The 21,645-nt window shown below is 33.4% G+C and carries 21 protein-coding genes; 4 read left to right on the plus strand and 17 right to left on the minus strand.

Features of this window, described 5'->3' with window-relative positions:
- Nucleotides 1-125: 125 nt before the first annotated feature.
- From fabI to JVU85_RS09220, 7 genes are all read right to left on the minus strand, one after another.
- The gene (gene fabI, locus JVU85_RS09190; protein WP_002510154.1) at nucleotides 126-896 is read right to left on the minus strand and encodes an enoyl-ACP reductase FabI; all 771 of its coding nucleotides are present in this window, start codon (nucleotides 894-896) and stop codon (nucleotides 126-128) included.
- A 190-nt stretch (nucleotides 897-1,086) separates the two neighbouring features.
- Nucleotides 1,087-2,931: a monovalent cation:proton antiporter family protein gene (locus tag JVU85_RS09195; RefSeq protein ID WP_002510155.1), complete on the minus strand. Its 1,845-nt coding sequence runs from the start codon at nucleotides 2,929-2,931 to the stop codon at nucleotides 1,087-1,089.
- A gap of 8 nt (nucleotides 2,932-2,939) precedes the next feature.
- Complete coding sequence (gene mgtE / locus JVU85_RS09200; RefSeq protein WP_002510156.1) at nucleotides 2,940-4,325, minus strand: magnesium transporter; 1,386 nt, start codon at nucleotides 4,323-4,325, stop codon at nucleotides 2,940-2,942.
- Nucleotides 4,326-4,353: 28 nt separating this feature from the next.
- A complete protein-coding gene (locus JVU85_RS09205; protein ID WP_002510157.1) occupies nucleotides 4,354-5,208 on the minus strand; it encodes an RluA family pseudouridine synthase in 855 nt (284 codons plus the stop codon).
- On the minus strand, nucleotides 5,208-6,017 hold the full coding sequence (locus tag JVU85_RS09210) for an NAD kinase (RefSeq protein WP_002510158.1): 810 nt from the start codon (nucleotides 6,015-6,017) through the stop codon (nucleotides 5,208-5,210). Before JVU85_RS09210 ends, JVU85_RS09205 begins: the two co-directional genes overlap by 1 nt.
- 14 nt (nucleotides 6,018-6,031) lie before the next feature.
- A complete protein-coding gene (gene yjbM / locus JVU85_RS09215; protein ID WP_002510159.1) occupies nucleotides 6,032-6,667 on the minus strand; it encodes a GTP diphosphokinase in 636 nt (211 codons plus the stop codon).
- A gap of 16 nt (nucleotides 6,668-6,683) precedes the next feature.
- Complete coding sequence (locus JVU85_RS09220; protein ID WP_002510160.1) at nucleotides 6,684-7,031, minus strand: UPF0738 family protein; 348 nt, start codon at nucleotides 7,029-7,031, stop codon at nucleotides 6,684-6,686.
- 179 nt (nucleotides 7,032-7,210) lie between these two features.
- Between JVU85_RS09220 and JVU85_RS09225 the strand changes: the two genes are divergently transcribed.
- From JVU85_RS09225 to yjbH, 3 genes are all read left to right on the plus strand, one after another.
- Nucleotides 7,211-7,789 carry a CYTH domain-containing protein gene (locus JVU85_RS09225; protein WP_002510161.1) on the plus strand — a complete coding sequence of 193 codons (579 nt, stop codon included), beginning with the start codon at nucleotides 7,211-7,213 and terminating at the stop codon, nucleotides 7,787-7,789.
- Between the two features lie 93 nt (nucleotides 7,790-7,882).
- Nucleotides 7,883-8,254, plus strand: coding sequence for a truncated hemoglobin YjbI (locus tag JVU85_RS09230; protein WP_002510162.1), 372 nt, complete (start codon nucleotides 7,883-7,885; stop codon nucleotides 8,252-8,254).
- 16 nt (nucleotides 8,255-8,270) lie between these two features.
- Nucleotides 8,271-9,059, plus strand: a complete 789-nt coding sequence (gene yjbH, locus JVU85_RS09235; RefSeq protein ID WP_002510163.1) for a protease adaptor protein YjbH — start codon at nucleotides 8,271-8,273, stop codon at nucleotides 9,057-9,059.
- 59 nt (nucleotides 9,060-9,118) lie between these two features.
- Here the strand turns inward: yjbH and JVU85_RS09240 are convergent, their stop codons facing one another.
- The 5 genes from JVU85_RS09240 to spxA form a co-directional block, all read right to left on the minus strand.
- The gene (locus tag JVU85_RS09240) at nucleotides 9,119-9,733 is read right to left on the minus strand and encodes an NAD(P)-dependent oxidoreductase (RefSeq protein ID WP_002510164.1); all 615 of its coding nucleotides are present in this window, start codon (nucleotides 9,731-9,733) and stop codon (nucleotides 9,119-9,121) included.
- 299 nt (nucleotides 9,734-10,032) lie between these two features.
- Nucleotides 10,033-11,841, minus strand: a complete 1,809-nt coding sequence (pepF, locus tag JVU85_RS09245; RefSeq protein ID WP_204172357.1) for an oligoendopeptidase F — start codon at nucleotides 11,839-11,841, stop codon at nucleotides 10,033-10,035.
- Between the two features lie 52 nt (nucleotides 11,842-11,893).
- Complete coding sequence (locus tag JVU85_RS09250; protein WP_002510166.1) at nucleotides 11,894-12,874, minus strand: competence protein CoiA; 981 nt, start codon at nucleotides 12,872-12,874, stop codon at nucleotides 11,894-11,896.
- Between the two features lie 103 nt (nucleotides 12,875-12,977).
- A complete protein-coding gene (gene mecA, locus JVU85_RS09255) occupies nucleotides 12,978-13,694 on the minus strand; it encodes an adaptor protein MecA (RefSeq protein WP_002510167.1) in 717 nt (238 codons plus the stop codon).
- A gap of 231 nt (nucleotides 13,695-13,925) precedes the next feature.
- Nucleotides 13,926-14,321, minus strand: a complete 396-nt coding sequence (gene spxA / locus JVU85_RS09260) for a transcriptional regulator SpxA (RefSeq protein WP_021458876.1) — start codon at nucleotides 14,319-14,321, stop codon at nucleotides 13,926-13,928.
- Nucleotides 14,322-14,628: 307 nt separating this feature from the next.
- Here spxA and trpS point away from each other — a divergent pair, with 307 nt between their 5' ends.
- Nucleotides 14,629-15,618: a tryptophan--tRNA ligase gene (gene trpS, locus JVU85_RS09265; protein ID WP_204172359.1), complete on the plus strand. Its 990-nt coding sequence runs from the start codon at nucleotides 14,629-14,631 to the stop codon at nucleotides 15,616-15,618.
- A 107-nt stretch (nucleotides 15,619-15,725) separates the two neighbouring features.
- On the opposite strand, the gene JVU85_RS09270 is transcribed toward trpS, so the two are convergent.
- From JVU85_RS09270 to opp3b, 5 genes are read right to left on the minus strand one after another with little or no spacing between them, the layout of a single operon-like run.
- Entirely contained in the window at nucleotides 15,726-17,375 is a 1,650-nt protein-coding gene (locus JVU85_RS09270; protein WP_204172361.1) for a peptide ABC transporter substrate-binding protein, read from the minus strand.
- Nucleotides 17,376-17,394: 19 nt separating this feature from the next.
- A complete protein-coding gene (locus JVU85_RS09275; RefSeq protein ID WP_002510171.1) occupies nucleotides 17,395-18,339 on the minus strand; it encodes an ABC transporter ATP-binding protein in 945 nt (314 codons plus the stop codon).
- On the minus strand, nucleotides 18,326-19,411 hold the full coding sequence (locus tag JVU85_RS09280) for an ABC transporter ATP-binding protein (protein WP_002510172.1): 1,086 nt from the start codon (nucleotides 19,409-19,411) through the stop codon (nucleotides 18,326-18,328). Before JVU85_RS09280 ends, JVU85_RS09275 begins: the two co-directional genes overlap by 14 nt.
- Before the next feature lie 17 nt (nucleotides 19,412-19,428).
- Nucleotides 19,429-20,496, minus strand: coding sequence for an oligopeptide ABC transporter permease (gene opp3C, locus JVU85_RS09285; protein ID WP_002510173.1), 1,068 nt, complete (start codon nucleotides 20,494-20,496; stop codon nucleotides 19,429-19,431).
- Complete coding sequence (opp3b, locus tag JVU85_RS09290; RefSeq protein WP_002510174.1) at nucleotides 20,496-21,422, minus strand: oligopeptide ABC transporter permease; 927 nt, start codon at nucleotides 21,420-21,422, stop codon at nucleotides 20,496-20,498. Before opp3b ends, opp3C begins: the two co-directional genes overlap by 1 nt.
- Between the last annotated feature and the right edge of the window lie 223 nt (nucleotides 21,423-21,645).

A 21,645-nucleotide genomic window follows, 5' to 3' on the forward strand; every position in this document is an offset into this window, starting at 1 on the left:
TCCCCATTCGTAAAATAAGAGGACTAATCCTTATATGGATTGGTCCTCTTTATTATCTTAGCCTCTTTTTATCATCAGTTCATATATAAAAAACGTTGGTGCATGCACCAACGTTTTACACTTTATTATTTTATTGCATGATAGCCGCTATCTACATGAATGTTTTCACCAGTAACACCACTTGCAAAATCACTTAATAAGTATGCAGCTGTTTTACCCACTTCTTCTTGAGTTACATTACGTTTTAACGGTGCGCGTTCTTCAATTTCTTTAAGAATAGTATTGAAACCGCCGACCCCTTTAGCACTTAATGTACGAATTGGACCTGCAGAGATAGCATTAACACGAATATTATCTTCACCCAAATCCGCTGCTAAGTAGCGTACATTAGCTTCTAAACTAGCTTTAGCTACTCCCATTACATTGTAATTAGGTACAGCATATTCTCCACCGATATACGTAGTAGCAACAATACTACCACCCTCAGTCATTAATTTTTTAGCTTCTCGAGCTACAATCGTTAATGAGTATGAACTAATATCTTGCGCTAATAAGAAACCATCTCTTGATGTATCAGAAAAACGGCCACGTAAGTCTTCAACATTACCGAATGCGATAGAGTGATATACACCATCAATGTGTCCTACTTCTTCGCCAATTTTAGCAAATCCTGCAACGACATCTTCATCGTTTTGTACATCAACTTGATACATATGTGTTTCAGTTTGGTTTAATTGCTCAACTAGACGCTCTAATTCTTTTTTACTACGCTCTTTACGATATGTAAATACTAGTTTAGCACCTAATTCATCTAGCACTTTTGCCACACCAAAACCAATACTACGTTTATTCGCAATACCCATAATAACATACGTTTTATTTTCCAAATTAAACATTAGACTAACTCCTTTAATTTATATAAATTGATTTCACTTCAATGATTGTTTAGTACAATCCACATTATATTACTTAATTATACCAGTAATTATTTTAACATTGCTACATTTAACTGAACAATTAAATACATTAATTTAATTATTTAATTTGTATTATGTTAAGTAAGTCGCCTACTGGACATGGGCGTTGTTAATAATAAAATTCTAATTCTCGTTTTAATTCATCTACATATTCTTTAGAGCCAGTTACAATTAGTCTATCACGATAACGTAATTGCGTATCACCATGAGGTACGATAGATTCATTATTACGAATAATTCTTACAAAAATAATATCGCCATCGAATGGGAAGTTACGTAATTGTATTTGATCATATTTATGATTCAACATCGCAATTTCGTATAATGAAGTTTCTACATTACTTAAGATATTTAACATATTAGGTGTTTCAATTAGACCTTTAAGCAAAATTTTATTACTTAAATAACTACTAAAGATTTCAATACCTTGTGCACGTAATTCTTGATCATCGGTATTACTTTCCAAACGACAAATAACACGTTCAACGCCTCGTTCTTTAGCCATTAACGCTACCTTTTTGTTAATATCATCGTCATTAGTAGAGCAGACAACGATATTTCTTTTGAACAAACCTAATCTATCTAACATGTCCGCTTCATAATCAGCAATTTCAATCATAGATATCTCATCAGCTAATTTACGTTTATCACTTAAATCTGTTCGATAGTACAATGAAACTTGGTATAACTGAGATGCTAAATTTTGAGCAATTGGTATCGTTAATTGGTTCTTTCCAATCATACTGACCTCAATTTTGCGTGTTGCTTCTTCAGGCATTGGGAACATTTTTTTAAATACGATCGGCACGAATACACATGTAATAACAGCACTTAAAATTAAAATGCCTGAAATTTCTGGTGTGATTGTTCCTAATTGTTCCGCAATTTTTGCCGAAGCAATAACCAATGATAATGTTGACGTTAATAAAAATGCTGTAGAAATCGTGGTTTTTTGATCAAACCAACGTCTTATATAAAAGACCGGAATTAATTTTGACACTAAAAAAGCTGCCATTAATAACGGAATAATAATTAACAGTGACGGTTCTTTTATTAAAGAAGGGATGTTTAAATCTACCCCAACCATTATAAAGAATATTGGTATGAAGAAACCGTAACCAAAGGAATCTAATTTTTCCACTAAATCTTCGTCTGGTTTTAACAAGGAAACAACGACACCGGCTAGAAACGCACCCAAAATATTTTCTGCACCAGCACCTTCTGCTAATGCTACTAATAATATGATTAGCGCAAATACTGCTCTAATACCGATTTGGGTAGTACCGTCCATTAACTTTTGTAAAAACTGCGCTTTCTTGAATACGCCACCGATTAAATAAAAGACAACTGTAAACACAACTAATGTGCTAATTAACCAAATAGAACCACTATGTGAAGCATGAATTGTGCCATATGCTGTTAATAAAATCATAGTAACCAAATCTGCTAAGACAGCAACGAGTAAGATAAACTGTCCAATAGTCGTTCTCATAATGTTCATTTCTTTTAATGTAGGTACAACGACGCCTAATGAGATTGTCGAAATAATAATAATCATTAACAAGACGTCATCTATCAATCCAAACCACTTAAAGAGATAGGCAAAGACAATTGAAATTATCATAATAAACATAAAGACAGTAACAGCCAATTGTAAATGTCCCGGCACTTTTTTCTTCTCATTTTTACTATTACTACCTTTTTTAGAATCTTTTTTAAAGGCAGTAAAGTCTATTTCTAATCCACTTAAAAACATTAAAAAGATAAATCCTAATGTCGACAAAATATTAAGCATAGCATCTCTTTCTACAAGATTCAGAAAAGAGTTACCAATCACAATACCCATAAGTATTTCAGCAACGACGACTGGAATAAAAGTAATATTAAGTCTGTTGACAATAATAGGTGTTAAAAATGCTGCTAAAACAACTATAACAAGTGATACAAATTCCATATTGCCTCCTATAATAAATAAGACATGAATGACGTCGCTAGGCCAAAGTAAATTAGCATACTTACGATATCATTAATTGTTGTAATAAACGGCCCACTAGCAACTGCCGGATCAATATTAAGTTTGTTCATAACTAGAGGTATCATTGAACCAACTAACGTTCCTACTGTCATCGCTATAGTTAAGCTACTTGCAACAATAAGCCCTAAAATAGGTTGTTGGTACAGGACAATAATAATCATTAATAGAATAGCAGCACATACTAAACCACTTAAAAATCCACTTCCAGTTTCTCGTAATGCCACTTTGAATTTACTTTGTTCATCAATTTCACCAGTTGATATATTACGTACTGAAACGGCTAACGATTGTGTACCAGAATTACCTGACATGCCACTAATAATTGGAATAAAAGCTGCTAATAGTGCAACTTGTGATAATGTGTCTTCAAATGAGCCTAATATTGTGGCAGTTATCATACCTAGAAATGTTAATATAATAAGCCAAGGCAAACGCTTTAAAGCAGTTTTGGTAACAGAATCATTCGTAGCATCGACGTCACTAACACCTGCTAAACGTGAGTAGTCTTCGCTTGCTTCTTCATCTATTACATCTAAAATATCATCAATGGTAATAATACCAAGAAGATGATCTTGATAATCGACAACCGGCATAGCTATAAAATCATAATCTCGCATTTTTTGTGCTACGTCTTCTTGGTCATCAGCTACATTTGCACTAATAACACGTTCACTCATAATATCTTCAATATATGCATCATTTTCAGCAATAATTAAATCCCTTAATGACAATACACCAACCAATTGTTTATCATCATTCACTGCGAAAATTACATAAATGGTTTCTGCGTCTGGAGCTTGTTCTTTAACGTGCATCAATGCTTCTTTCACTGGCATAGTAGCCTTTAACGAAATATATTCAGTAGTCATGATACCGCCGGCAGTGTCTTCTTCATAATGCAGCAATGCTTTTATTTCTTTGGCATCATCTTTATTCATTAAAGTTAAGAGGCTGACTATTTTTTGTTTTGATAAATTGTTCATTATGTCTACAGCATTATCATATGACATATCTTCTAACACATGACTGGCATAGGATGCATTCATCGTATCAAAAAGTGCTTCATACTCTTCTTCATCAATTTCTAATTGATCGAAAAAATTAGCTACTTCTTCTGGAGATAAGACTTCAAATATACGTTGTCGAATTTCATCCTCGCTATCTTCAAAATACTCACTTTGTTCATATGTATGCATTGTTAAAAATTCAGTTCTAAATTCATCTATATGATTTTGTAACAATAAATCATCAAGTAAAACTTTATTATATACGTTTTCATCATCTAGTGTGATTGTTTCATTCTCATTATTCATAGTCGACACCTCCAGAATATATTTAAAATTATAGCATATTATAAATAGTAGTAAGTTTATCTGTTTGATCTTCAATTGTAATGATTTGTTGCGTAATAGGATGCGTGAAGGAAACACGCATACATTGTAGTAGTTGATGATGATAACGGGATGTTATCCCCCCATATAACCCATCTCCTACTAGTGGATGACCTATATGCTGAAAGTGAACTCTAATTTGATGTGTCCTTCCAGTTAGTAACTTGACCTGACATAAACTAAAGTTGTCTGTAGAAGCTAAACATTTAAAATGTGTTTCTGCGTATTTACCAGTTGGATCTACCATCCTTTGAATAATACTGTCAGGATGCCTCTTTATCGGTGCTTTGATTATTCCATTATCCTGTACTTTACCCATACAAATACATAAATAACGCTTATCTATTTGCGTTTCAGACATTAAATGATGAATATACCCATGTTTCGTAAATATAACAATACCTGAAGTATTACGATCTAACCGTGTAACGATATGTGGCACATAGCGTGTGAAAGATTGCTGTAAATATGCAAGCACTTGTTCTACTAAACTTTGATGTAAGTGTTCTCTAGAAGGTGCAATATTTTGATTCGCTGATTTCGATACAATAAGAATATAATCATCTTCAAATAAAATAGTTAATGGTGAATGATAAGGCTGTAAATTGAAACTCGGTTGTTCCTGAGGCAAACAAACAACTAACTCATCACCTTCAGTTAATTTTTTTCTTACCGTTACATGCTCATTATTAACAACTAAAGCGCCATTATTTTTAATGGCGCTTATCGTCTTACGTGAGTATAAATGTCTGTGTAAAAAATCTTTCAGCATTTCATTACGAAAGATTCGGTAGACAAATTTCATCAAATATCGTCCTCACTAGAAATGAATGAATCATGCACTCTCTTCCAAAATGGAAATGGTCTAAATCTAGCAAATCGCACTTTTTCATTCGCAACTCGAAATTGAATGGCATTGACATTCTTATGTTTTATACTTACATGATCAATTGTTGTTAAAATAGTGTCATGGTTCACAGGTGTAATTAAACAAGTATGATGTTTAGGTAAGACTAATGGTGAACCTACTGTTCTAAATACTCTATTATTTATAGATGCAATTTCTGCTATTTGCATTGCCTCTAAAGATGGATGAATAAGTGCACCACCAAGTGCTTTATTATAAGCTGTTGAACCTGAAGGTGTAGATACACATAATCCATCACCTCTAAAACGTTCAAATTGCTTACCACGTATATTTACGTCCACAACTAACGTTGAACCATTTTCAGTTTTCATTGTCGCTTCATTTAACGCTAAATATCTTGTTTCATAACCATTGTCATTATATCGCACTATGATTTCTAACAATGGATATTCAATTACTTGGAATTGTGAATTATTAATTTCTATTATTAATTTTTCTACTTCATGTGGTAACCAATCTGCATAAAAGCCGAGATGCCCAGTATGTACCCCGACAAAAGCGCAACGTGATAACATATGACTATATTTATGAAATGCTTGAAGTAAGGTGCCATCTCCACCTACAGAAATTACAATTTCTGGGTTGTCTTCATCTTCTACCATATTAAAGTCTTCCATATGGTTTATCATTTTATGCTTTAAGGCATTAGATTTAGAATCGCCTTTAGATAATATTGTATAACGCATGGATATACACCTCACTAGTCATTGTTATGTTTTTTCGCTCGCTTTTTGGAATAATATTGTTGTGCCTCTTGAATCTCATCTTTAATTTCCGACATTTCTTCATCTAATAAAAATGCCGCTTCAGCCGCACGTTCAAGCCTATGTTGGATCTCAGGCGGATAATCACTATCATATTTATAACGCAATGTATGTTCAATCGTCGCCCAAAAATTCATCGCTAATGTACGGATTTGTATTTCAGCCAATATTCTTTTTTTACCTGACAGTGTTTCTATTGGATATTCAATAATCACGTGATATGAACGATAACCACTTTGCTTAGTATTACTAATATAATCACGTTCTTCAACAACATTAAAATCTTTACGTTGCCTTAGTAGATTAACCACAACATCAATATCATCCACAAACTGACACATCATACGTAAACCTGCTATATCATACATTTCTTCATGTAATCGATCAAAAGGGATATGTCGCTTATTCGCTTTGTCGATAATACTAGTCATAGGTTTAACCCTACCAGTGACAAATTCAATTGGTGATGCTTGTTCACCAACTTCGTATTGTTTACGTAAACCCTTTAACTTTATTTTTAATTCATCTACAGCTTGTTTATATGGAGCTAAAAACTGATCCCATTGATTCATTGCGTCTCACTCCGCTTCACTCTAATTCAAACGTGTCTTCAACTACTGAAACAAACTCCTTACCATAATTTGAATTACCCTTAATATTTTCTAATATGTAAGTTAGTTCGTTATTAAATTCTGTTAATTCTAACGTGTCATTAACTATTATTTTTTTACCTTTATTTTCGTGTAACATCGACCATGTTTCTTGTACAAAAATAAGGTATGTATAAGATTCCCCATTATCTAAAATATGTGCGAAGGCATGATTATCACTATCAACAAGCATTTGTCCTGCTTCTTGTAATCCTTCTATTGATTCTTCGGTATAGCAAAGAATGCTATCATCTGTAATTTTGATTTCGTTAACATAAATACGCATGCTTGTTCCTCCTTATTCTTCATTAGTTTAACATAATTTCCTATTACATAACACGTCACATGACTATTATGAAATCCAACTTTTTTAAAGATTTATTATGTATATATAGTATTATTTTTTCGGATTACTTTAAATCTACAACAAAATTTTGCATAATAAAAGCCGAGGAGTGAATTATTTTGGCTACAAATAATGAAATTGAATTCAAACAATTATTAACAGCAACACAATACGACAATTTAACAGATTTTTACTTTAAAAATGAGACACCATTTTCACAAACGAATCATTATATAGACACACCAGATTTTCAATTAAAAGCACAACGTTGTGCATTGCGCATTCGTGTAAAAGACCAACACAATGAAATGACGTTAAAAGTTCCAGCCGCAGTAGGATTATTAGAATATAACTTCGATACTACTGTACAACCTGAAATTAACGCACCACTACCTCCTTCTCAACTGCCTCAAGATATCAAAGACGTTTTATCGCAAATGCATATTGATATCGAATCACTAGTAATATTAGGTTCACTTACCACTGAACGTTTAGAACGAGAGATAGACAATAATCTATTAGTCCTAGATAAAAGTACTTACCTAAATACAACTGATTATGAATTAGAATATGAAGTCCAAGAGTATAACTCAGGTTTGGCACAATTTCATGCGTTATTAGCAGAACATGATATCGATGCTGTCACACCCGATAATAAAGTACAACGTTTCTTTAACCGTAAAGAAGGGTTGCAATAATAAACACGGACAATTCTCCTAAAAGTCGAATTACTTTCATATGTAAATATTCATGTTATATTATTAATATATAAATGAAATATGGTGATAACAATGACTCAAACACCTTATGAAATTATCGGTTCTGAAGCTTTATACAACATGATTGATCACTTTTATATGCTTGTAGCAAAAGACCAACGTATAAACCATTTATTTCCTGGAGATTTTGAAGAAACGAGCCGTAAACAAAAACAGTTTCTGACCCAATTTTTAGGTGGTCCAAGTCTCTATTCACAAGAGCACGGACATCCAATGCTTAAAAGACGTCATTTAGATTTTACTATCACGACATTCGAACGTGATGCTTGGCTAGAAAATATGGCTACTGCAATTACAGCAGCTCAGTTTCCTGCAGGTGTAGGTGATTATTTATATGAACGTCTACGTCTAACTGCTAATCATATGGTAAATTCCGAAAATTAATTGTAGGTGAAAACACATGACTGGAGAATTAAAAATGATACATGCTAATAGTCGTGAAGATGCCAATCTTTCACCTGTAAGTAAAATAGAAATTTATTCATTTTTCGATCCATTCAGTACAGATTGTTTCAAACTATCTGCAATTCTGTCTAAATTGCGCCTTGAATATAAGCAATATATCCGAATTAGACATATTCTAAACCCATCTTTAAGAGTTTTAACGAAATGCCAAGCTCAAAGTACTTCTGATTTAGATAATATTGCACTAGCTTATAAAGCAGCTGAATTACAAGGTAGATTGCGTGCAGAAAGGTTCATACACCTTGTACAAAATGAAATAATCACAAAAAAAGATATTATTACTGAGGGTATGGTCAATGATTGTATAAATAATGCTGGTATAGATTACGATGTGTTCAAAGAAGACTTACACAATAAAGTACTAAAAGAAAGCTTGCAAGTTGATTTACACATTGCACGAGAAATGGATATAAACGAAGCGCCTTCATTAGTTTTCTTTAGTGAAGATGTACATGAAGAAGGCTTGAAAGTAGAAGGTTTGTATCCTTATCATATTTATACTTATATCATAAATGAATTGATGGGCACATCAATAGAAAAAGAATTACCTCCAAAGTTAGAAGAATATATTCAACAACAACAACTCGTAACCAAAGAGGAACTCCTAACAATTTATGAATGGCCCGAAAAGGTATTAAATAAAGAACTTAAAAAATTAGCATTGCAACAAAAAATAGAAAAATTACGTGATCCAAAAGGAACATTTTGGAGAGCCAAATTATGAACCAAAAAAATCCCGCTAGCGTCCATAGCGCTTGCGGGATTTTTTTATATACAATTTTATTATTTTGCAAATACTGCAAAACGCTGTTGTACATAATGTGCATTAGCAATTTCATCGACAATCGCTATCGCAAAATCAGCATAGCTTACATAATCACCGATAACTTCATCGTTGCTTATACGATATTCTCCTGTACGGTTACCTTCGTATTGAAAGTCTGGAGCTGGACTTACGAATGTCCATTGTACATTAGATTGGTTTTTCAGCTCCTCTAATGTCTTGCCTTGTGCTTGAGCAGTAGCCTTAAATTGTTCTGGAAACTCTGGTGTATCTATTAATTTTATTTTATGATCAGCATCTACATACAAACTACCTGCACCACCTACGACAATAAAACGTGTGGGACTATTAGCTATTAAACTTGTCAAATGCGCTATCGCTTGACTATGTTCGTATTGTTTATGTGGGTCTGGTTGACCAAAGGCATTGACGATAACATCAAATGGCGCTACGTCATCTTGATTTAAGTCAAACAAATCTTTTTGAATTACTTGTGAAGCAATTGTTTTATTGTTATTTCTTACTATTGCTGACACATCAAATCCCCTGTTTATTGCTTCTTCAGTAATCAATTTACCGGCTTTCCCATTCGCTCCTACTACAGCTATTTTCATATGAACGCCTCCTACTTGTAACTATTTTAAATACAAGTTAAATATAAGACTTTTCTTAAAAGAAGTCAAAGAGAAATGCTTAAGTAGTAAAAAAAGACATAAAAAAACGCCGTGTCTGATTACACGGCGCTAAACAAAGGGGATGGGAGAAATTTCTCACTTCAAACAAAGGGGTATGTTTGTTATGTGATTAATTTCATGTACATAATATAACACGCCCTCCCCCCCTTTTCAACCATTTAAACTGAATAAATTAAATTTGTCACAAACTCGTCAAATTGAAAACGAATTCATTCATATTAAGCTTTCATAAGTTTTTCAAATGCATCTAATTTTTGTTCAAATACTTCACATGCTTGCTCAATTGGCTCTGGTGATGTCATATCAACACCCGCATTTTTTAGTATTTCAATTGGATAGTCGGAACTACCTTTTTTCAAGAACTCATTAATATAGCGTTCTACTGCGGGTTGCCCTTCTGTTAAAATTTGATGGCTTAAACTTTGGGCTGCACTATAACCAGTAGCATATTGATATACATAATAATTCATATAGAAATGAGGTATGCGTGACCATTCTTTACTAATATGTTCGTCAGTTTCTACTGCATCACCGAAGTATAGTTTATTCAATGCTGCATATTCTTCATTCATACGAGTTGCTGTTAAAGGTTCTCCCGCTTCTTCAATTTGGTGAATTTTATGTTCAAATTCAGCAAACATTGTTTGGCGGAATAATGTAGCACGGAAGCGCTCTAATTCTTGGTTGAGTAGTAATAAACGTCTATCGTCATCCAAATGTTTATCCATGTAATCACTCAATAATGCTTCATTACATGTCGATGCTACCTCTGCTACGAAAATAGTATAATCACTAGCGTTAGCAGGTTGATGCTTACGACTGAAATAACTGTGTACAGAATGGCCAAATTCATGAACAAGTGTATATAAATCAGAAACAGTATTTGACCAGTTGAGTAAAATAAACGGATTAGTCAAATGAGCACCAGAAGAATAACCACCAGAACGTTTGCCTTTATTTTCGTAAACGTCCACCCAACGATTGTTCAAGCCTTCTTTTACTACATTCATATATTCTTCGCCCATTGGTTCCAATGCCTTTATCATCCATGACTTAGCTTCTTCATATGGCATATCAAATTTAACATCTTTTACCAACGGCGTATAAAGATCATACATTTTCATATCATCTAATTCTAATAATGATTTACGCAGTTCAGTATAACGATGTAATAGTGGTAAATATTTATGAACTGTTTTCACTAGGTTGTCATAAACTTCCTCTGGAATGTGATTATTACTTAAAGCTGCTTCTCTTGCTGTTTGATAATTATGTGAGCGCGCATTAAATATACTTGTTTTTACTTCGCCTGCTAAGGTTGCACTTAACGTATTATTATAGGCACCATATTTATTGTATAAATTATTGTATGCTGATTGACGTAACACTCTATCATCCGACTCTAAACATTTAATAAATGTACCTTGTGTTAATGGATGTTTATTACCTTCACTATCAACAGCGTCTTCAAACTCTAAATCTGCATTACTAAACATACCATAGACATTATTCGGCGTAGACAAGGCATCTTGTGCTTGAGACAGTAATTTTTCCTTATCTGCACTTAACACGTGAGGGCGCTTTTCATTAATTAATTTCAAATCAAATGCAAATTGTTGTAAAGGTTCATACGCTTCAATATAACTTTGTATTTGTGCTTCATCTATTTGTAAAATTTCAGGCACTAAAAAGCTCCAACTAGCATTAAATTTAATAATGAGTTGGTGTGCTCTTGATTCTAAACCAGTGTATTTATCATTTGCAGTATCTTGATCTTGTTTTAAATGCGCATATACATACACTTTTTCCAATTTGGAACCAACTTCTTGTTCTAGAGCTAATGCTTGGTATAGTGTTTCAGCACTATCTGCTAAATGCCCTTTAAATTGTTCTTCTTGACCTAAATATGATTCAACCTCAGCGAATGCTGCTTCAAAAGCATCATCTGATTCAAAGATTGTTGTTAAATCCCATGTATACTCAGGATATTTAGTTTCTTGTTCTTCTCTTGTTAATTGTTGACTCATAACTTTCTAAACCTCCTAGAAATCTAATTGTTATAATTTTCTCATGACACGTCTAATTTTGCACGTTATATTGTTTACTAGTTTTATAATGCTGAGCAAATCGATTTATCAAACGTTGTAACTCTTTTGTAGTATTAATATTTGGCGTAGCAAATGTACGTCTCTTTAAACTATTCACCACTTGTGTTACTTGAAAATTAGGTAGTTGTAATTCGTAAATATAACGTAATTGCCATAAAACAGGGTGGGTTTTTATTAATAGTTGCTCAGGATATACATGACCTAAATGCTTAGCTACCCATTGTTCTGTAAGTTGTAATTGATACATTAAACTTAATGTCGGTTCTAACACTGACTTCCTTTTGCGACAAAATTGCAAATACTTTAATATACTTTGCTCAGGGATTTTAGCAGTTGATACTCTTTGTTGCTCTGAACAGTTATTGAACGTAAATTGGTTTAACTTATTATAGACCCCTTTAAACTTGTTATGACCGTATGCCATAATTTGTGTTATTACGTATAATCGTTCACTAGTTGGATGCCACGCAAATAATCTACGTAATTGAGGCTGAATACAAGCACTTTGAAAATCCGTTAATTTAAAATAGTTATACTTTACTGTAGGTAACAAAACTACCCAACAAACCATGTAACCAAGTAATTCATAATTTGAAGTACGGCGTTGTAGTTCAACTAGCGTAATGTTGGAAAATTGTAGTTCCACTACTACTTTATTATTTAGTAATAAATCCGGTATTTGTGAACCTTGGCGTATTTGTGGTTCGATTTGCACCTCATAACCTAATAATTGTAAGTCTTGCGCTAAACGATATTTCGCTTTATAGTGTGTCAGCGTTTCCCCACTATGATTAGGTCGACAATTTCGTTTAATATGTGTGAAATGAGCTCTTTTAACTGTTCCTTGTCGTAATACTACTGTTTCAGCACAATGCGGACAAAAATAAGCACTACCTCTTTGTGCTTCATGTGCAGTTATCAATGATCCGTTATTTTGTTTAGCATAATACATTTTTTCACCTCATAAGGATACACGACGCTACTCATCGAATTACTTTTAAAGGCAAAAAAATAAGCCATAAAACTATGGCTTATTTGTCTATACTGTATTTATTTTATTCTACTGTATCAGGAAAATAACGACGTACTTGAGAAGTCACGTTATGACTCATAATAATTTTCGCATAATCATTTAAATATACTTCTGACTTGTCTGTAGGATGTGCAAATTCTAACAATTGACTATAGCAATCATTAATAATTTCTTGCTCTACACTTTCATCGAAGTACATAGCATAATAATATTGATTATTAAGACTGAACAGTAAGTCTTCAAATTCATTGATAACGATATTATGTTGATGTGCATAACTAATTACTTCTTCAAAGTCATTGAATTTTACAATTACAGTACGAACATTTTGTTGTTTGTGTTCTTTTTGTTCTTGCTGATTACTAGTTGATTGTTGTGCTTTTTGTTCAAGCAATTCTTCTAGGCTGTCATCTTGGTCAAACGTTTGTGATAAAATATCGCTTACTTGATAATCTAATTGCTCATTGGCTTCATCGTCAGACATATTCATTAAATCTTCGTTTTTCGATTTAGAAATGGTAACTTCTACGCCTTTTTCAAAAGCATGAACTTGAATCCATAATGGACCTTCTACGACAAAATCTTCTTCTTCATTTACTTCTTCCATCATATTCCAAAAGAATTCTTCGCCACGCTTACGATTAGTCCATAAATCTTCGCGTTTAAATCCTCTAGCTTCAATGTCACTATAAGTTATAAATAACTTCACTGTTGTATCGTCAACACGCTCTATTCTCATATCATCTCACTCCTTACAGTCGATGAATAGTAACCATATTGTATTAGAACGTAGTAAGAATTACAATCGTTTTGTTTGATTAAATTTTACTATCATCTATCGATTTCTTATAATAACATATACCCTACTATATACCAAAAAAACAGCACTTATTTATAGTGCTGTTTTTTTGAATTTCACAATTCATTCACAATTTCTATTTTTTATAACGTTACTTCTTTTAATGTATACTTAATCAACTAGACGTTGTGCTTCTTGCAATTGGAAAGTACGTACTTTACGTGGTAAGAAACGTCTGATTTCATCTTCGTTGTATCCTACCTGTAAACGTTTATCATCTAAAATGATAGGACGACGTAATAAGCCAGGATTATCTTGGATAATTGCATATAAATCTTGAAGTGGTAGCGCGTCAATATCAACATTCAACTTTTGATATGTTTTTGAACGCGTAGAAATAATTTCATCTGTTCCATCTTCAGTCATTTTTAAAATTTGTTTAATTTCATCAATTGTTAGGTGCTCAGAAAAAATGTTTCGCTCCGTATACGGAATGTCATGTTCTTGTAACCATGCTTTCGCTTTACGGCAAGATGTGCAACTTGGTGAAGTAAATAATGTTACCATACATCTCACTCTCCTATTTTCATGAATAAAATTCATTGTTCACATTATTTATATGATTAAGAAGTTATTGTATCGTAATGATTTTTATCTTTCTTAACCTTACATACGTTAGTATACCCCTTCAACATTAAAATTAAATGAGAAATTCACAATTTTTCTAAAAACTTTTTAAAAATTCTTAAATCTCATGTGACCTTTAACACTAAAACTGGAGTATATATCTAGTTTAACATAACTTACAAATGATTAAAATACTGTTATAATGAATGCAAAGTTATTAATAAATTAGAAAGTAGGCATCACACAAATGGAAACATTATTTTCAGGTATCCAACCAAGTGGTATTCCAACCCTTGGGAATTACATTGGTGCATTAAAACAATTTGGCGAAGTTCAAGATGATTATGATTGTTTTTTCTGCATCGTAGATCAACATGCAATTACAGTTGCTCAAGACCGATTAAAATTACGCAAACAAATTAGACAACTCGCTGCAATATATCTTGCTTCAGGCATTGATCCGGAAAAATCAACGTTATTTATTCAATCAGAAGTTCCTGCGCATGTCCAAGCAAGTTGGATGTTAACTACAATTGCATCTATTGGTGAGTTAGAACGAATGACGCAATTTAAAGACAAAGCTCAAAAGCAAACTGAAGGTATTCCAGCAGGATTACTCACATATCCACCACTTATGGCAGCTGATATCGTTATTTATAATACGAATATTGTCCCTGTTGGCGATGATCAAAAACAACATATTGAATTAACTCGTAATTTAGTTGATCGTTTCAATACGCGCTTCAATGATATTTTAGTCAAACCAGAAATACGCATGCCAAAAGTTGGAGGTCGTGTAATGAGCTTACAGGACCCTACAAGAAAAATGAGTAAAAGTGATGATAATCAGAAAAACTTTATCTCATTATTAGATGAGCCGAATGTAGCTGCTAAGAAAATTAAAAGTGCAGTAACTGACTCTGATGGTATTATTAAATTTGATCGAGAGAATAAACCGGGAATTTCTAACTTATTATCTATTTATTCTAGCCTTACTGATGAATCTGTCGACGCACTTGTTGAACGTTATAAAGATGCAGGTTACGGGACATTTAAAGTAGATTTATCAGAAGTAGTGAAACAATTCTTAACTGATTTCCAAGAGCGCTACAATGCCTTCTACAACTCAGACCAATTAGATGAAATTTTAGATGAAGGCCGTGACAAGGCTCAAAAAGCGTCGTTCAAAACATTGAAGAAAATGGAAAAAGCAATGGGCTTAGGACGTAAAAGATAAACCTATAGCAAAACAATAACCCCTGAAACATTATTAATGTTTCAGGCGTTATACCGTTATTAACTAGTTTATAAGAAACGTTAAAAGTAATACGTTCTTAGATTAGTCTATTTCTTTTCACCAGTTTCACGGTCAATACTTTTATCTATTTTGACATTTTTCAATGATGTATCCCCACCAATTTGGTGATATACCAATCCTTTAACTTGTGGATTTGTTAAATGTGCTTCACCTTGTTGATAAACAGGTGCAATTGGTGCATCATTTAATAAAATTTCCTCAGCTTTTTTCATTGCCGCATTACGCTCTTCCGGTTTTTTCAATAATTTTCCATTAGCGTCTTTTACTAACTGGTCATATTCCTTACTACCCCAACCGGTGTTATTTTGCCCATTACCTGTTGTCATAATATTTAAGTATGTTAACGGATCTGGATAGTCAGGTCCCCAACCGGAATAAGACGCTTCATAATTTTCAGTCTTTTCTCGATTGACACGCTGTTTAAACGGTAATTGTTTAATTTTCAATGTTACTCCTGGAAGATTTTTTTCAACTTGTGCTTTAATATATTCTGCTGAAATCTTAGCGTCCGGAGTATCCTCTGTATTCATAGTGAATGTTAAATTTTTAATGCCTAATTCTTTTTTCGCTTTGTCATAATGCTTTTGAGCTTCCTTTGGATCAAAGCTTAATGGAGAATCGATAGTTTTCGCAAAATCTTCAACGTTTGGTGTTTTAGCGGTTAAACTTGATGTAAAACCATCCATAGCTTTAGAGCCATTGTTTTTAACTGAATTCACATAACCTTCTTTATTTATAGCTTTGGCTATAGCTAATCGCATATCTTTATTTTTAAATGCAGGTACAGTTTGTTGATTCATTTTCATATAAAATGTACTTGCTTTTAATCGTTTTTGTAACCCTTCCTCCTCTTCATATTTTTCTACTTGGTCTGCTGTAATTAATGTATCATCAACTGAACCTGTATCATATAATGCCGAACCAGCTTGTTGATCTTTTAGTATTTTATAGTTCGCTCTATCTAAATGTACTTTCTTCTTATCCCAATAATTTTCATTTTTTTCTAATTCAATCTTATCTTCAACTTTCCAATTTTTCACTTTAAATGGACCATTGTACACAGATTTTTCAGCAGTAGTACCATATTGTTCACCGTATTTTTTTACAGCTTTTTCATTTTGTGGCATGAAAATACCAAAAGCAAACAATTCATTTATATAAGGTATCGGTTTTGTTAATTCTACTTTTAACGTATAATCATCTACAGCTTTAACCCCTAATTCATCGACATCTTTTTTACCTAAATTAACTTCTTCTGCATTTTTAATATCATACATTATGTAAGCATACTCTGCAGCTGTATCCGGCTTAAGTGCTCGTTGCCAAGAATAAACAAAATCATGTGCTGTTACTTTATCTCCATTAGACCATTTAGCGTCTTTTCGTAATTTAATAGTTAATGTTTTACCACCGTTACTTTCTTTAGGCAGCTCTTTTGCTACACCTGGAATGGCTTCATCTTTATCATTCAACGAATATAAGCCTTCGTAAACTTGATTGAAAATATCAAATGACACTGTGTCTGTGACCATTGCTGTATCTAATGATGCCATATCTTGTGGTATTACTTTTCTAAATACTTGTCCTTTATCTGAATAAATACCTTCTGCACTACTACACCCAGCTAACACAACAGCAAGTGCAATCGTGATAATAAGTAATTTGAACTTCTTCATCTAACTCCCCCTCTCCCTGTTATTGTTGCGTTTGAGCGTTGTTATTTTTTAAAGTTTCTGCTTCTTCATCAGTGACAAAAACATAATGCTCGGGTGACACTTCTTGTAAAGTGCGTTCTTTATCTCGTGCTTCATCTGCTTTATATGTTATACGTTTACGTTGTTTTTCACTTTCTGGATCTGGTTGAGGCACAGCCGATAGTAATGATTGAGTGTATGGATGGAGGGGATTATTGTAAATTTCGTCCGCCGTTCCTAGCTCCACAATTTTACCAAAATGCATTACCGCTATTCGGTCTGAGATATATTTCACCATAGATAAATCATGTGCAATGAATAAAAACGTAATGTCTTTTTCACGTTGTAGCTTTAACAAGATGTTAACTACTTGTGCTTGAATAGAGACATCTAGTGCCGATATTGGTTCATCGGCAATGATAAACTCTGGTTCAACTGCTAATGCACGAGCAATTCCGATACGCTGTCTTTGTCCCCCTGAAAATTCGTGTGGATAACGATTCGCATGTTCTTTACTTAAACCTACAGTTTCTAATAAATCATACACACGTTTTTTGCGATCTTTTGTACCAGAAGCTAATTTATGAATATCAATGCCTTCAGCGATAATATCCATAACTTTCAGTCTAGGATTTAATGATGCATAAGGGTCTTGGAAAATCATTTGAATTTTTTTGTTGAATTTCAAAGAATCTTTTCTGTTTTTTATTTTTTGAATATCTACACCCTCGTAGAGAATTTCACCATCAGTAATATCATTAAGTTTAATAATGGCTTTACCTGTTGTTGATTTACCACAACCAGATTCACCTACAAGTCCAAATGTTTCACCTTTGTATATATTAAAGGAAATATTTTCTATCGCTCGTACTTCATTACGTTTGCCCTCGTTAAAGTACTGTTTTAATTCTTTTACTTCTAACAGTGTTTCTTTATGATTGACCATTGAACGACACCCTTTCTACTTGTTTAGGCTTAGCGTAGTTATTTGACATTTCACGCATGCGTTGTTGTACCATTGCTGGCGGTTCAACTTCTGGTGCACGTTCATCCAATAACCAAGATTTCACATAGTGCGTTGGTGAGACTTGGAACCATGGTGGTGCCTCTTTGAAATCAACATCTAATGCATACTGACTACGACTAGCAAACGAATCCCCTTTAGGCGGATGTAATAAGTCTGGAGGTGTTCCTGGAATAGCAATCAACTCTGTATCTGTACCTGTTGTTAAATCTGGCATAGATGATAATAATCCCCATGTATACGGATGTTTAGGATCATAAAATATTTCATTAACATCACCAGTTTCAATCATTTGTCCTCCATACATTACTGCTACACGATCTGCTATGTTTGCCACTACACCTAAATCATGGGTAATAAAAATAATAGACGTATCGATTTTATCTTGTAATGATTTCATTAAATCAAGTATTTGTGCTTGCATCGTTACATCTAAAGCCGTTGTTGGTTCATCTGCAATAAGTACTTTGGGTTCACATGCCAAGGCTGTAGCAATGACAATACGCTGTCTTTGTCCACCTGAGAATTGGTGTGGATACGCGTTAAATCGCTGTTGAGGATTTGGTAATCCAACTAATTCCAAAATTTCTATTGCTCGCTTTTTAGCATCTGCTTTATTGTAATTTTTATGTTTGATGAGCGGTTCCATAACTTGCTTACCAATTTTCATCGTTGGATTTAATGATGTCATCGGATCTTGGAATATCATCGAAATTTCTTTACCACGTAATTTAACTAATTCTTGTTCTGATTTTACACAAAGGTCTTCACCTAAAAAATTAATTTCCCCTTGTTTGATACGACCGGTATCACCCTGGAACAATTTTGTAATCGCTTTAGTAGTAACTGATTTCCCAGATCCAGATTCACCTACTATTGCTAATGTTTCACCTTTATTCAAATAAAAATCTACACCACGTACGGCTTGCACTTCCCCTGCATCAATATCAAAGGACACATGCAAATCTTTTACTTCTAAAATTCTTTCTGACATAAAAAACGCCTCCTTTGTTATTTACGCATTTTAGGGTCAAATGCATCTCTTAAACCATCACTAAATAGGTAGAAGAATAATATTAATAAACTTAACACTAATGCTGGTATGAATAATTCATGTGGATGAATTAGTAACATCGCACGACCATCATTAACGAGTGAACCTAGTGATGTTCTTGGTGCTGGTACACCAATACCGATAAAGCTTAAAAATGCCTCGAAGAAAATGGCATTTGGAACTGTGAACATTGAAGTAACTACAATAGCACCTAATGTATTCGGTAAAATATGTTTAAAAATTAATTTTAATTTTGATGACCCTAACGTACGAGAAGCCATGACAAATTCTTGCGTTTTTAGTTTTAAAAATTCTCCACGTACTACACGACTCATACCGATCCAACCAGTTATGGCCATCGCTAAAATAATCGTCCAAATGGAAGGTTCAAAAATTAATACGAACAAAATTACAACAATCAATGTTGGAATAGACGCGACAATTTCAATAATACGTTGCATCACATTGTCTACTCGACCGCCGAAGAAGCCGGATATTGCACCGTATACTACTCCGATAAAAATATCTAACAACGCGGCTACAACACCAATAAATAGTGATACTTGAGCGCCTTGCCAAGTTCTAGACCATAAGTCACGGCCTAATTGGTCTGTCCCAAACCAAAAGTTTTCTTTTACGCCGGCCTCTTTATATGCATCTACACCTTGTGCTCCTTCACCGTCAAAAGGCAAGAATGACAGTTGATCTAATACCGGAATTTTTGCTGGTAAATTACGTCGATCTACATCTTGTTCGGCATAATCATGTGAACTCATTAATGGACCAACTAACGCTAGTATCAAAATAATAATCAATCCTATCATGCCGACTACTGCTAATTTATTACGTTTTAATTGTGACCAAGCATCCTGCCAGAAGTTTTTACTCTCACGCTGCATCTCTGGCTCTTTAGCAATATCATTATTACTTTTAACAAAGTCCTCGGCCATAACACCACTTGTAGTATTAGCCATTACTGCATTGGAAGCATCATCAGTTAAAAATTCATCTCTTTTATCTGTCATTATTTCTTACCTCCTTGCACACGAATACGTGGATCTATCACACCGTATAAAATATCTACAATAAAGATAGAAACAATAAACAGTGTACTAAATAAAATAGTGGTCGCCATAATAACTGGGAAGTCATTTGTTGTAATTGATCGTACAAATTGATCCCCTAAACCTGGTACACCGAAAATATTTTCAATTGTCAATGTTCCTGTTAATATACTGGCAAGCATTGGCACAATAATCGTAATTACTGGTATTAATGCATTACGTAATGCATGTCCAAATAATACGCGCATTGTCGAATTACCTTTAGCTCTCGCCATTAATATATAGTCCGAACTTAACACTTCTATCATTTCCGCTCTTATGTATCTCGTTACGGTTGCTAATACAGCTGCCGAAAGTGCTAATGATGGCAATACAGCTGTAGAAATACCTTCCCAACCTGCAACTGGGAATATTTGTAATCGTACTGCGAATACGTACTGCAGTAATACTGCTAAAACGAATGATGGTACCGAAACTGCAATAACTGAAATAACGGTGGCAGTATAATCAACCCATGTATTTTGTTTAACTGCTGCAATAACCCCTAGTATCAATCCTAAAATTACTCCTATAACCATAGCTGCAATACCCATTTCTAACGATGGCAATAAGCGTGGTTGAATTAATTCCCACACAGGTTGATTATCATATTGGAAAGAATTTCCAAAATCACCAGTAACTACATTTTTTAAATAGTTACCGTATTGCACTGGTATCGAATCATTCAAACCGTACTTCTCGTTTAATAATTCTTTTTGTGACTCATTTAACTTTTCATCATTAAATGGTGATCCAGGCATCAATTTCATTAAGAAAAAGGTAATCGTTATAATAATAAATAACGATAGAAACATATAACCTAATCTTTTTAAAATGTATTTAAGCATAGCTCATCCCCCTTAAATGTTCAAAATTAACATTCCTTTCAAAATTTTCAGAAATATTATACATATTATATAGTTAATTTACGTATTAATCAATATAGTTTCGCTTCACATTATTAAAGGATAGCATTATTATTTTTATATTAATTGAGTGATTTTAATATATTAAAGCGTTAGCATATTAATATTTTGTTTTTTCAAATTTTCAGTTATAATTGTGGAAATG

Origin of the sequence: Staphylococcus sp. GDY8P72P (genome assembly GCF_016890655.1) — a bacterium.
Taxonomy (GTDB): domain Bacteria; phylum Bacillota; class Bacilli; order Staphylococcales; family Staphylococcaceae; genus Staphylococcus; species Staphylococcus arlettae.

What these genes read in the sequence shown, in the direction of transcription:
- mgtE (WP_002510156.1), bottom strand. Translation starts at nt 4,325, where the DNA reads ATGAATAATGAGAATGAAACAATCACACTAGATGATGAAAACGTATAT.
- opp3C (WP_002510173.1), bottom strand. Translation starts at nt 20,496, where the DNA reads ATGACAGATAAAAGAGATGAATTTTTAACTGATGATGCTTCCAATGCA.
- JVU85_RS09240 (WP_002510164.1), bottom strand. Translation starts at nt 9,733, where the DNA reads ATGAAAATAGCTGTAGTAGGAGCGAATGGGAAAGCCGGTAAATTGATT.
- mecA (WP_002510167.1), bottom strand. Translation starts at nt 13,694, where the DNA reads ATGAGAATAGAGCGTGTTGACGATACAACAGTGAAGTTATTTATAACT.
- opp3b (WP_002510174.1), bottom strand. Translation starts at nt 21,422, where the DNA reads ATGCTTAAATACATTTTAAAAAGATTAGGTTATATGTTTCTATCGTTA.
- JVU85_RS09195 (WP_002510155.1), bottom strand. Translation starts at nt 2,931, where the DNA reads ATGGAATTTGTATCACTTGTTATAGTTGTTTTAGCAGCATTTTTAACA.
- JVU85_RS09210 (WP_002510158.1), bottom strand. Translation starts at nt 6,017, where the DNA reads ATGCGTTATACAATATTATCTAAAGGCGATTCTAAATCTAATGCCTTA.
- spxA (WP_021458876.1), bottom strand. Translation starts at nt 14,321, where the DNA reads ATGGTAACATTATTTACTTCACCAAGTTGCACATCTTGCCGTAAAGCG.
- JVU85_RS09220 (WP_002510160.1), bottom strand. Translation starts at nt 7,031, where the DNA reads ATGCGTATTTATGTTAACGAAATCAAAATTACAGATGATAGCATTCTT.
- yjbH (WP_002510163.1), top strand. Translation starts at nt 8,271, where the DNA reads ATGACTGGAGAATTAAAAATGATACATGCTAATAGTCGTGAAGATGCC.
- yjbM (WP_002510159.1), bottom strand. Translation starts at nt 6,667, where the DNA reads ATGAATCAATGGGATCAGTTTTTAGCTCCATATAAACAAGCTGTAGAT.
- fabI (WP_002510154.1), bottom strand. Translation starts at nt 896, where the DNA reads ATGTTTAATTTGGAAAATAAAACGTATGTTATTATGGGTATTGCGAAT.
- JVU85_RS09270 (WP_204172361.1), bottom strand. Translation starts at nt 17,375, where the DNA reads ATGAAGAAGTTCAAATTACTTATTATCACGATTGCACTTGCTGTTGTG.
- JVU85_RS09205 (WP_002510157.1), bottom strand. Translation starts at nt 5,208, where the DNA reads ATGAAATTTGTCTACCGAATCTTTCGTAATGAAATGCTGAAAGATTTT.
- pepF (WP_204172357.1), bottom strand. Translation starts at nt 11,841, where the DNA reads ATGAGTCAACAATTAACAAGAGAAGAACAAGAAACTAAATATCCTGAG.
- JVU85_RS09230 (WP_002510162.1), top strand. Translation starts at nt 7,883, where the DNA reads ATGACTCAAACACCTTATGAAATTATCGGTTCTGAAGCTTTATACAAC.
- JVU85_RS09275 (WP_002510171.1), bottom strand. Translation starts at nt 18,339, where the DNA reads ATGGTCAATCATAAAGAAACACTGTTAGAAGTAAAAGAATTAAAACAG.
- JVU85_RS09280 (WP_002510172.1), bottom strand. Translation starts at nt 19,411, where the DNA reads ATGTCAGAAAGAATTTTAGAAGTAAAAGATTTGCATGTGTCCTTTGAT.
- JVU85_RS09250 (WP_002510166.1), bottom strand. Translation starts at nt 12,874, where the DNA reads ATGTATTATGCTAAACAAAATAACGGATCATTGATAACTGCACATGAA.
- trpS (WP_204172359.1), top strand. Translation starts at nt 14,629, where the DNA reads ATGGAAACATTATTTTCAGGTATCCAACCAAGTGGTATTCCAACCCTT.